General features: G+C 54.6%; 13 protein-coding genes. 10 read left to right on the forward strand and 3 right to left on the reverse strand.

The window, feature by feature from the left end; translation table 11 throughout:
• The 3 genes from ACESNI_RS01375 to dapF form a co-directional block, all read right to left on the reverse strand.
• The coding region (locus ACESNI_RS01375; protein ID WP_373084246.1) for a signal recognition particle receptor subunit alpha at positions 1–271 on the reverse strand (271 nt) is incomplete at its 3' end.
• A gap of 9 nt (positions 272–280) precedes the next feature.
• Entirely contained in the window at positions 281–1,546 is a 1,266-nt protein-coding gene (gene mtaB, locus ACESNI_RS01380; RefSeq protein WP_373084248.1) for a tRNA (N(6)-L-threonylcarbamoyladenosine(37)-C(2))-methylthiotransferase MtaB, read from the reverse strand.
• Positions 1,546–2,385: a diaminopimelate epimerase gene (gene dapF, locus ACESNI_RS01385; RefSeq protein ID WP_373084250.1), complete on the reverse strand. Its 840-nt coding sequence runs from the start codon at positions 2,383–2,385 to the stop codon at positions 1,546–1,548. Before dapF ends, mtaB begins: the two co-directional genes overlap by 1 nt.
• Positions 2,386–2,633: 248 nt before the next feature.
• On the opposite strand from dapF, the gene ffh reads away from it, so the two are divergent.
• The 10 genes from ffh to ACESNI_RS01435 all read left to right on the forward strand — a co-directional run bounded on the left by ffh (position 2,634) and on the right by ACESNI_RS01435 (position 11,602).
• Positions 2,634–3,995, forward strand: coding sequence for a signal recognition particle protein (gene ffh / locus ACESNI_RS01390; protein WP_373084252.1), 1,362 nt, complete (start codon positions 2,634–2,636; stop codon positions 3,993–3,995).
• A 34-nt stretch (positions 3,996–4,029) separates the two neighbouring features.
• On the forward strand, positions 4,030–4,515 hold the full coding sequence (gene rpsP / locus ACESNI_RS01395) for a 30S ribosomal protein S16 (RefSeq protein ID WP_373084254.1): 486 nt from the start codon (positions 4,030–4,032) through the stop codon (positions 4,513–4,515).
• A gap of 9 nt (positions 4,516–4,524) precedes the next feature.
• Positions 4,525–5,076: a ribosome maturation factor RimM gene (gene rimM / locus ACESNI_RS01400; RefSeq protein ID WP_373084256.1), complete on the forward strand. Its 552-nt coding sequence runs from the start codon at positions 4,525–4,527 to the stop codon at positions 5,074–5,076.
• Between the two features lie 55 nt (positions 5,077–5,131).
• Positions 5,132–5,833: a tRNA (guanosine(37)-N1)-methyltransferase TrmD gene (gene trmD, locus ACESNI_RS01405; RefSeq protein WP_373084258.1), complete on the forward strand. Its 702-nt coding sequence runs from the start codon at positions 5,132–5,134 to the stop codon at positions 5,831–5,833.
• Positions 5,834–5,849: 16 nt separating this feature from the next.
• On the forward strand, positions 5,850–6,233 hold the full coding sequence (gene rplS / locus ACESNI_RS01410) for a 50S ribosomal protein L19 (protein WP_373084260.1): 384 nt from the start codon (positions 5,850–5,852) through the stop codon (positions 6,231–6,233).
• A gap of 62 nt (positions 6,234–6,295) precedes the next feature.
• Positions 6,296–7,702, forward strand: coding sequence for a 3-isopropylmalate dehydratase large subunit (gene leuC, locus ACESNI_RS01415; RefSeq protein ID WP_373084262.1), 1,407 nt, complete (start codon positions 6,296–6,298; stop codon positions 7,700–7,702).
• 12 nt (positions 7,703–7,714) lie between these two features.
• Complete coding sequence (gene leuD, locus ACESNI_RS01420) at positions 7,715–8,338, forward strand: 3-isopropylmalate dehydratase small subunit (protein ID WP_373084264.1); 624 nt, start codon at positions 7,715–7,717, stop codon at positions 8,336–8,338.
• A gap of 12 nt (positions 8,339–8,350) precedes the next feature.
• Complete coding sequence (gene leuB, locus ACESNI_RS01425) at positions 8,351–9,463, forward strand: 3-isopropylmalate dehydrogenase (protein ID WP_373084267.1); 1,113 nt, start codon at positions 8,351–8,353, stop codon at positions 9,461–9,463.
• Between the two features lie 66 nt (positions 9,464–9,529).
• On the forward strand, positions 9,530–10,552 hold the full coding sequence (locus tag ACESNI_RS01430) for an aspartate-semialdehyde dehydrogenase (protein ID WP_373084269.1): 1,023 nt from the start codon (positions 9,530–9,532) through the stop codon (positions 10,550–10,552).
• A gap of 174 nt (positions 10,553–10,726) precedes the next feature.
• Entirely contained in the window at positions 10,727–11,602 is an 876-nt protein-coding gene (locus ACESNI_RS01435; RefSeq protein ID WP_373084271.1) for a CoA ester lyase, read from the forward strand.
• Position 11,603: the final 1 nt, after the last annotated feature.

Genomic DNA, 11,603 nt, shown 5'->3' on the forward strand with positions numbered 1-11,603 from the left:
CGGCGATCTCACTCGCGAGCGCAGCGCGAATTTCGTCGGGAGAAATTTCCTTGTCATACCGTGTCTTGGCGATATTTGCCGTAATGCGGGCGGCGGTTGGGACACCGAGATCGGCACTGATCAACAGGTCTTCCAGCTCTTCAACCATCTCGTCGTCAAGCTTTCGCTTGGTGAAGATGTCCGTAATGCCGCTGGAAAGAGCGTTGGAAGAGCGTTTCAGTCCCTCGCTCAGGCGCCGGAACCAGCCTCTTTTCTCTTTGGTATCACTCATGCAGATTACTTAGACCACGGGTTGGGCGAACAGTTTTTTACCGTCCGTACTGTAAATATTGACGTTAATGATGTCACCACCTGTCGCCATGAAGCTAAACTCGACCGGTGCATAATGTAGCGTGCGGCCCGTTTTCTCGTTTTCGACCAGTATGGATTGTTCCGTGCCGACAAGCGTTTCAAGAAAGCGGGCGAGATTTTTGTCTCCGGCGGCTCGTAAATTAGCAGCGCGGGTTTTGCGGATATCTCCTGCGATCTGCGGCATCCGGGCGGCGGGGGTACCGGGGCGCGCCGAATAGGGGAAGACGTGCATATAGGCAATATCGCATTCTTCCACTAACTTCAGGCTATTCATTGCCATATCATCAGTTTCAGTGGGAAAACCGGCGATGATATCAGCCCCAAACACCACATCGGGGCGAAGCCCCCGCGCTTTCGCGACAAAGTCATAGACATCGCTCCGAAGATGGCGGCGTTTCATCCGTTTCAATATCATGTCATCCCCGGCTTGCAGGCTGATATGCAAATGCGGCATCAGGCGTGGTTCGGTCTCGATCAGCTGCCAAAGATCAGCGTCGATCTCGACGGGATCGAGCGAGGACAGGCGCAGACGTTCAATACCGGGAACGAGGGCAAGCAGACGGCGGCACATCTGGCCCAAAGTCGGTGTGCCCGGCAAATCCTCGCCATATGCTGTGATATCGACACCAGTCAGGACAAATTCGCGATAGCCGTTCCGGGTGAGTGAAATTGCCTGTTCGACAATGGCGCCGAGCGGGACTGACCGGCTGTTGCCGCGGCCATAGGGAATGATGCAGAAGGTACAGCGGTGGTTGCAGCCATTCTGGATCTGCAGGAAGGCGCGCGCCCGACCGTCAAACCCCTCGATCAGATGGCCGGCGGTTTCCGTCGCCGACATAATATCGTTCACCTGGACACGTTCACTCTGTTCAAGACCGAAGGACTGCGGTTCAAGTTTTTCCATATTACCGAGAATCTGATCGACTTCCGGCATTTTTGAAAATTGCCCAGGGTTGGTCTGGGCGGCGCATCCCGTGACAATGATTTTGGCATCGGGATGCTCACGGCGGGCCTTGCGCACGGCCTGGCGAGCCTGCCGCTCGGCCTCATTGGTGACCGTGCAGGTATTAATGATAACAACGTTGGTCATGCCTGCGGCCATGGCGTGGCCGCGCATGACTTCCGATTCGTACGTATTGAGGCGACAGCCGAACGTAATCAACTCCGGGGCGGCTAGCGGCTTGATCTCTCCCATCAGGCGGCTCCTTCAAGCAGAGCCGGATTAAGCTCGCCGTTGTAAGACGTGGCAACGGCGCCGCTCATGAAGATGTGGCCATTTTCCCCGATCCTCATATCAAGATGGCCGCCATTCAAATGCAACCGTGCCGATTTCCCGGCAAGCCCGCGGATGTTGGCGGCGACCATGGTCGCACAGGCCGCGGATCCACAGGCAAGCGTGATCCCGACCCCGCGCTCCCAGACGCGCAGGCGAATATCGCCGTTCGCCATCTCGCTGGCGACGCTGATATTGGCCTTCTCGGGAAATAGCGGATCGGTCTCCGCGATCGGGCCCCATTTTTCAAGATCAATTGCCTCTGCATCGGCGACAAAAAACACGGCATGGGGATTACCCATATTGACCCCCACAGGATTTCGAAGTGGACCGATTGTGAGATTGATATTTGCCGTATCCGCGGGCATAGCCAGAGGGATCTGTTGCCAGTCCAGCTTTGGCTTCCCCATGTCAATGACGATGTCGCCGCCACCAATCTCATTTCCGGTGAGCATTCCGGCGCGGGTTTCTATGACAACCGCCTCTTTCCCCGTTTCCCGCATGAGTAATTGAGCGACACAGCGAGTGGCGTTACCACAGGCTTCGGCTTCCGACCCGTCAGCGTTGTAGATACGCATAAAAATTTCGGCCTCCCCTTGCGTTGGTTCCATGACAATCAACTGGTCATAGCCAACGCCGCGATGCCGGTCGGCGATCGCGCGCAAAGCAGAGGCAGAGAGGGTTGGCAGCTGTTCCCGTCCGTCAATTACTACGAAATCATTGCCAAGCCCGTGCATCTTTATGAAGGGTATCCGTTCCATACCTCGCGATATAGGCGTTTGTGGGCTTTCGGTCCAGTATATTTATGGCGGCGAATGGTCGGTTATACTTGACTTCCTGTCCTGCCTATGGCTAATTCCGGCCACTCAAGACAACGAGTCGCAACATATGAAGTGCCGTTATCGGCATCCGCCAGCCCGCGAGTTTCGCGCCCTGGCGTTTTTTGCGTTGTTTGAACTGGTTGTCTGGGATGCGAATTTGAATTTGTTTTGAACGGGTTGCAGACCATATGTTCGAAAATTTGACAGGCAGGCTGGGCGATGTACTTGGACGACTGACCAAGCGCGGCGCCCTTACTGAGGCAGATGTCTCGGAGGCCATGCGCGAAGTGCGTATCGCCCTCCTTGAGGCGGATGTGGCGTTGCCTGTCGTCAAAAGCTTTATAAAGCGCGTCAAGACCCGGGCGGTCGGGACGGAAGTCCTGAAGTCGGTCAATCCGGCACAGATGGTGATCAAGGTGGTCCATGACCAGCTTATTGAGATGCTGGGTTCCGAGCAGCAGGAACTAAACCTCGTCGCTGTCCCGCCGATCGTTTATATGATGGTCGGTCTGCAAGGCTCCGGTAAGACCACCTCGACCGCAAAAATTGCTAAATGGCTGACGGAACGCCAGGGGAAAAAGGTCATGATGGCCTCTCTCGACGTACGCCGTCCTGCCGCGCAGGAACAGCTTAAAATTCTCGGCGAACAGACCGGTATTACGACCTTGCCTGTGGTCGCCGGTCAAATGCCGGTCGAGATTGCGAATCGTGCCCTTCAGTCCGCCCGGCTGCAAGGGATTGATGTGGTTCTGCTTGATACTGCGGGCCGTTTACATGTTGATGAAGAGCTGATGGCCGAGATGGACGCAGTCCATCGTAATTCCCATCCGACCGAAACCCTGCTGGTGGTGGACAGCCTGACGGGTCAGGACGCCGTGAATGTCGCTGAGCAGTTCAAGGCCCGCGTGAATGTAACCGGCATCGTCATGACCCGTATCGATGGGGACGGACGTGGTGGTGCTGCGCTGTCCATGCGCGAAGTCACCGGCTGCCCGATCAAATTGCTTGGCACAGGCGAAAAACTGGATGCGTTGGAAGTCTTTCATCCGGATCGGATCGCCAACCGTATTCTCGGCATGGGCGATATTGTCTCGCTGGTGGAAAAGGCGGCGGAGACGATCGAGAAGGATGAGGCCGAAAAGCTCGCCCTTCGGATGCAGAAGGGTATTTTCGATCTCGATGATCTTGCCGGCCAGTTACGCCAAATGCGGAAAATGGGTGGCATGAGCGGGCTGATGGGTATGCTTCCCGGTGTTGGCAAAATGAAGAAGCAGCTTGATTCGGCCAATCTTGACGACAAGCTGTTGGTGCGTCAGGAAGCCATGATCCAGTCAATGACGCCGAAAGAGCGTCGAAATCCGCAAATTATCGCGGCTTCTCGCAAGAAGAGAATTGCCGCGGGATCCGGTATGAGTGTTCAGGATGTCAATCGTTTGCTCAAACAGCATAAGCAAATGGCGGGCATGATGAAAAAAGTGAAGAAGCTCGGTAAGAAGGGTATTGCACGCGGAGGCATGCAGGGTCTCCTTCCGCCGGGAATGAAATTTTAATCGAAATTAAGCTTGTTTAAGGAAAGAACGTAATATGGCATTGAAAATTCGCCTCACCCGTCAGGGCGCAAAGAAGCGCCCGTTTTATCGCGTCGTCGTTGCTGAAGCCAGCAGCCCGCGCGACGGACGTTACATCGAGCGTCTTGGACTTTATAATCCGATGTTGCCGAAGGATAGCGACCAGCGGGTTATTTTGGACGCCGACCGCATCCAATACTGGATCAGCAAAGGCGCCAAGGCAACTGATCGGGTCGCGAGCCTGATTGCGGCTGCGGGATTTGGTGAAAAAATTGTCCGCAATAACCCTGAAAAGGCAAAGCCGAAAGCCAAGGCTCAGGAGCGCCTGCGCGAACAGACTGAAGCGAAAAAGGCCGCAGAGGAAGCAGCAGCTGAAGCTGCCGCAGCTCCGGCAGAAGAAGCCCCGGTTGAGGAAGCGCCTGCTGAAGCACCTGCAGAAGAAGCGCCCGCAGAAGAAGTTGCAGCAGAAACTGCCGAGACTGAAGAGAAGGCTGAAGGTTAGGCTTATCTGATGCCGCACGAAGGTTACTTGCTTCTGGGCGTTATTGCCGGGGCCAAGGGTATCCGGGGGGAGGTGAAGATCAAAAGCTTTACTGAAAACCCAGAAGATATTACGGCTTACGGTCCCTTGAAGAACGCGACGGGCACGATAACTTACGACATGAAGGTTGTTGGCCTCAGCAAAGGTTTGCCGGTCGTGCGAATTAAGGGTATATCAGACCGCACTCAAGCCGAGGCCCTCAAGGGCACGGAGCTTTATGTGTCGCGGGAGATGTTCCCGGAGACGAGTGGCGAGGATGAGTTCTATCATGCGGACCTGATCGGTCTGCAAGTTGTCTTCGCCGATGGGACGCGATTTGGCAAGATACTGCGGGCACATGATTTCGGGGCAGGCGATATGCTTGAAATCCTGCCCGACGGCAAGAGTGAGAAGGCGGCAGTTCTGGTGCCTTTCACTCAGGAAATGGTGCCGGAAGTGGATCTGGATCGCGGAACGGTGACGGTCGAGCTGGGCGAGGACTTCTTTGATGTCCCGGAGGCTCCGGAGGAGATAAGAGACTAAGCCGCGCTGTGACGGGCGCCTGAGACAGAGTTGTGAGAGAAGGACAGACGGAAAGATGACCTGGACTGCCCATATCCTCAGCCTCTATCCGGAAATGTTTCCGGGACCGCTCGGCGAAAGTCTGGCAGGCAAGGGCTTGCAGGAGGGTGCCTGGGATCTGAAGGTCACTGATATTCGTGATTATGCCGTCGGCAAGCATCGCAATGTTGATGACAGTCCGTTCGGCGGCGGGGCTGGAATGGTGATGCGGCCGGATGTTCTGGGCCCCGCTGTGGATGGTGTGATTGCCACGGCAGGGGAAGTAGATCGGGTTATTTATTTCAGCCCGAGGGGCCGGGTCATGGATCAGGCCTTTGTTCGGGAACTGGCCGCGGAACCCGGCGCGATTTTGGTTTGTGGCCGGTTTGAAGGAATTGACCAGCGGGTTCTGGAGGCTCGCAATATGGAAGAGGTCAGTCTCGGTGATTTTGTCCTGTCAGGGGGCGAGATTGCGGCGCTGGCATTGTTGGATGCGGTGGTTCGGCTGCTTCCAGGGGTGACCGGAAATCGGGAATCGCTGGATGAGGAAAGTTTTGAAGGCGGGTTGTTGGAATATCCTCATTTCACCCGCCCCCCGGTCTGGGAAGGCCGGACCGTTCCGGAAGTTCTGCTTTCGGGGCATCATGAAAAGATACGGGAATGGCGGTTGCGTCAGTCCGAAGAGTTGACAAAGGAACGTCGGCGAGACCTGTGGGATCGTCGTAAGAGTAATTTTTGACATAAGGGTGAAAGCCATGAATACAGTTCAAAAGCTAGAGCAAGAACAGATTGATAAACTGGTCGCGGAACGTCCGGTTCCCGAATTTCGGGCAGGTGATACCCTGCGCGTTCATGTGAAGGTGGTTGAGGGAACGCGCGAACGTCTCCAGGCCTTCGAGGGAATTTGTATTGCCCGTAACGGGGGCAGTATCAATGCCAACTTTACGGTTCGGAAAATTTCCTACGGCGAAGGTGTGGAACGTATCTTCCCGCTCTATTCCCCGCGGATAGACAAGATTGAAGTTGTTCGCCAGGGTGTTGTCCGGCGCGCGAAACTTTACTATCTTCGCGAACTGCGTGGCAAGAAGGCTCGTATCCGCGAGCGTCGCGATGATCGTTACAACAAGGCGGCGAGCTAACAGCGCGTCGTCCTGGCAAATATTTGGTAATTTAAATAATGAACTAGAAATGAGGATATGTGATGGGCACCTCTAAAACCTTGTATGACAAAATATGGGATAGCCATATTGTGGATGAGTACGAAGATGGGGCTTATATCCTCTATATTGACCGTCATCTTGTTCATGAGGTCACCAGCCCGCAAGCCTTTGAGGGCCTGCGGATGGCGGGCCGCAAGGTTCGGCGGCCAGAAGCCACTTTTGCCGTCGCCGATCACAACGTCCCGACCAAGGATATTGAAAAAGGGATCACGGACCCTGAAAGCAGGCTCCAGGTTGAGACATTGGAAGCCAATACCGCAGAATTTGGTGTTCCCTATTTCTCAATGACCGATGACCGGCGCGGCATTGTCCATATTATCGGTCCTGAGCAGGGATTGACGCTTCCCGGCACGACGATTGTCTGCGGCGATTCCCATACCTCCACTCACGGGGCGTTCGGAGCGCTGGCCCATGGCATCGGCACATCGGAAGTGGAGCATGTTCTCGCGACCCAGACGCTGATCCAGGAAAAAGCCAAGAACATGCGTGTCCTGGTCAACGGAGACCTGCCGCCCGGCGTAACTGCCAAGGATCTGGCGCTGGCGATTATCGGCAAGATCGGGACTGCCGGCGGAACTGGACATGTCATTGAGTATGCCGGCGATGCTGTTCGCAGCCTTTCCATGGAAGGGCGGATGACCCTTTGCAACATGACGATCGAGGCGGGCGCCCGCGCCGGTCTGGTGGCACCTGATGAGACCACGTTTGAGTATGTCAAGGGACGCCCTTACGCCCCGAAGGCCGGGGCCTATGAACAAGCCGTTGCTTACTGGAAAACCCTGAAATCCGACGACGGCGCACATTTTGACAAGGAAGTCGTTCTCGATGCGGCGGATCTGGTCCCCTATGTCACATGGGGGACAAGTCCGGAAGACGCTCTGCCGATCACTGGCTATATCCCGGCGCTTTCTGATTTTGCCGATGAAGGAAAACGCGGCGCCGTCACCCGATCGCTTAAATATATGGGCCTGTCGGAGGGCATGAAACTGTCGGACATAGCCGTTGATCATGTCTTTATCGGCTCTTGCACCAACGGCCGGATTGAGGATTTGCGGGCTGTTGCGAAAGTTGTCGAGGGCAAGCACGTCAAGGACAGCGTGAACGCGATTATTGTTCCGGGCTCGGGTCTTGTTAAGATCCAGGCTGAAGAAGAAGGCCTCGATAAGATTTTCGAGGCGGCCGGTTTTGAATGGCGGCAGCCGGGCTGCTCCATGTGTCTGGCCATGAACGCGGACAAGCTCAGCGATGGCGATCGCTGCGCCTCAACGTCCAACCGGAATTTCGAAGGCCGTCAGGGTCGCGGCGGCCGCACACATCTGGTGAGCCCGGCGATGGCAGCAGCGGCGGCGATTACAGGCCACCTGACCGACGTACGGGACCTGGTGTGAGGAGAAATAACAATGGATAAATTCAATAAACTCACGGCTGTTGCCGCGCCCATGCCGCTTGTCAATATCGACACCGACATGATAATTCCCAAGCAATACCTGAAGACAATCCAGCGCGCTGGACTTGGCAAGCACCTGTTTGCTGAAATGCGCTACGACAATGATGGCAACGAGGTTGAGGATTTTGTCCTCAACAAGCCCGCCTACCGAAACGCAGAAATATTGGTGGCCGGAGACAACTTTGGCTGTGGTTCCAGCCGCGAGCATGCGCCCTGGGCACTAAAGGACTTTGGCATTCGCTGCGTGATATCGACAAGCTTTGCCGATATCTTCCATAATAACTGCTTTCGCAACGGCATTCTGCCGATTTCTGTTTCTCCCGAGGAACTTGAGAAATTGACGGAAGATGCTGAGCGCGGGGCGAACGCCACAATTTCGGTCGATCTGGAGGCCCAGGAAATCCGGGGGCCTGATGGCGGTGTCATTCATTTCAAGATCGACCCGTTTAACAAGCAATGCCTGCTGAGTGGCCTCGATGAGATTGGCCTGACCCTGAAAAAGCAAAACAAGGTCACCGATTATGAAGAGGCCCGCAAGCTGGATCAGCCCTGGCTGTCTGTTAGCCCCGTTTTGTGAGAGTAAATTATTATGGCATCAAATAAATCCCTGTTGATTCTGCCCGGTGACGGCATTGGCCCCGAAGCCATGGGGGAAGTGCGTCGTATCGTCAGCTGGATGGAAAAAAACCGCGCGGTCACTTTCGATCTTGACGAAGATCTCGTTGGCGGATCGTCAATTGATAAACATGGCACACCGATCACTGATGAAGTTGTTGAAAAGGCGCAGAATGTTGATGCGGTCCTGCTCGGTGCCGTCGGAGGACCGAAGTGGGATAATCTTGATTTTTCCATGAAGCCGGAACGCGGTCTTTTGCGTTTGCGCAAGGACCTCGAACTTTATGCGAACCTGCGCCCGGCGGTCTGCTTCGATGCGCTGGTTGATGCGTCAAGCCTGAAACCGGAACTGGTGAGCAATCTCGATATCATGATCGTGCGCGAACTAACAGGCGGTATTTACTTCGGAGAGCCACGCGGGATTGAGGATCTTGGAAATGGCATTCGCCGCGGAGTCAACACGCAGGTTTACACGACGCCGGAAATTCACCGGGTCGCGCGCGTCGCCTTTGAACTGGCAAAAAAGCGCAATAACCGTGTGTGTTCCAGCGAAAAGGCTAATGTTATGGAATCAGGCGTGCTTTGGCGTGAGGAAGTAACAAAAATCCATGAGACGGAGTTCCCGGAAGTGGAACTCAGCCATATGTACGCGGACGCTGCCTGTATGCAATTGGTGCGCGCCCCGAAACAGTTTGACGTCATCGTCACAGATAACCTGTTCGGTGACATACTCTCAGACTGTGCCGCAATGTTGACGGGTTCGCTTGGCATGTTGCCCTCTGCCTCCCTCGGGGATGTGGATGAAACCGGTCGCCGCAAGGCTCTGTATGAGCCCGTTCATGGGTCTGCCCCGGATATTGCCGGCCAGAATGTTGCCAATCCAATTGCGACCATCCTGTCTTATGCTATGGCATTGCGCTACAGCTTTGATATGGATGGAGAAGCGGACCTTGTTGAGAACGCTGTAAAAAAAGTACTTGCAAGTGGCATTCGCACTGGCGATATCATGTCTGCGGGCATGACGCAGGTATCGACGACGGCGATGGGGGATGCCATTCTTCGCGAACTGGACGTCGCCAACGGATAAGCAGGCTGATTGAACAACTGATTTAACGCCCGGGCTGACGCTTCGGGATAACAAAGAGATGAGACCATGGGATATAGAGTTGTCGTTGTCGGTGCCACTGGAAATGTGGGCCGTGAAATGCTTAACATTCTTCATGAAAGACAGTTTCCTGTCACGGAAGTTATCGCCCTTGCCTCAAAGCGGTCGGTGGGGCGGGAGGTTTCCTTTGGCAATAAAAACCTGAAGGTCAAGGCCTTGGATGGCTTTAACTTCACGGGCGTGGATTTCGCGTTGTTTTCTGCTGGCGCCACTGTTTCTGCCAAATATGCTCCAATTGCCGCGGCGCAAGGCTGTATTGTCATTGATAATTCATCCCATTACCGCATGGATCCGGATGTGCCGCTGATTGTGCCGGAAGTCAATCCCGAGGCCGCAGCTGGCTATACACGGAAAAATATCATCGCCAATCTCAACTGCTCGACGGCGCAGCTTGTGCTCGCGCTAAAGCCGCTGCATGACGCGGCAGTGATCAAGCGAGTTGTCGTCTCCACCTACCAGTCGACTTCCGGTGCCGGAAATGAAGCGATGGACGAGTTGTTCACCCAGACCAAGGGTATTTACGTGAATGATACGCCGACGCCCTCGAAATTTCCCAAGCAGATCGCCTTTAACGTGATCCCGCATATCGATGTCTTCATGGAAGACCGTTATACGAAGGAAGAGTGGAAAATGTCGGTCGAGACCAAGAAAATAATCGATCGGAAAATCAAGCTGACCGCCACCTGCGTGCGGGTACCGACATTTGTCGGTCATGCGGAAAGTATCAATATCGAATTTGAAAATGAGATGGATGCAGACCGGGCACGGGAAATTTTGCGTGAATCTCCTGGGATCATGGTTGTTGATAACCCGGAAGAAAACGGGTACGTCACCCCGGTTGAATGCGTTGGTGACTATGCGACCTTTATCTCGCGTATCCGCGATGATTCAACGATCGAAAATGGGATAAACCTGTGGTGTGTGTCAGATAACCTACGTAAAGGGGCGGCGCTTAACACTGTACAGATTGCCGAACTTGTCGCCCGGGAATACCTAAAAAAAGCAGCTTAAACCCGCATGCGCGATTTAGAAAAGCCAGCAGGATCATCCTCGCTGGCTTTTTTTATTTTGAGGTAAATTTTTAGTCGATTTGTTGCATCGCAATAAAAACCGACTATGATATAGCCAGATATTTTCACCAATAATGAATAATGAAGCAGGCGCAGGATGCGCCAGGGGAAATAAATGGATAAAACACGTCGCCCTCGCCGGTCGGTCCTCTATATGCCGGGGTCCAATGCCCGCGCCCAAGAAAAGGCAAAATCACTGGCCGCCGATGGCTTGATCCTCGATCTTGAAGACGCCGTGGCGCCAGACGTTAAGGCTGAGGCCCGCGAAATTGTCTGTGCCAATGCCGCCTCGAAAGGCTATGGAAACCGCGAGATCATAATCCGTGTCAACGGCTTGGACACGCTCTGGGGGCGCGAGGATATCATCGCGGCCTCCAAAGCGGCGCCCGATGCAATCCTGCTGCCCAAGGTTGAAAGCGCGGCGCAGGTCCATGAGATGGAGAAGATCATGGTCGCAGCGGGCGTCCCGAAGCAGACGAAAATCTGGTGCATGATGGAAACGCCGCTCGGAATCCTGAAGGCGGAGGAGATTGCCGGTGCAAGTCCGCGGGTCGATTGTTTCGTGATGGGAACTTCTGATCTGGTAAAAGACCTGCAGGCACAGCATACCGCGCTTCGTTTGCCCGTCCTGACGTCGCTCGGACTATGCCTACTGGCGGGCCGCGCCTATGGCCTGACGGTTCTGGATGGGGTATATCTTGATCTTGCCGATGACGAGGGGTTTCACTCTTCCTGCCTGCAAGGACTGGAGCTTGGCTTCGACGGCAAGACACTGATCCATCCCAAGCAACTTGCCTCCGCGAATGAGGTTTTTGCGCCGTCAGAAGAAGAGGTCACTCATGCCCGCAAGGTAATCGTGGCATTCAAGGAGGCAGAAAGCCAAGGAAAAGCTGTTGTCCTAGTTGATGGCAAATTGATTGAAAATCTGCATGTGGAGATTGCGAAATCAAAAGTCGCGATGGCCGAGGCCATTGCCGCGGCATCGGAATAAA

The sequence above is a fragment of the Sneathiella sp. genome (assembly GCF_041689005.1).
GTDB lineage: Bacteria > Pseudomonadota > Alphaproteobacteria > Sneathiellales > Sneathiellaceae > Sneathiella.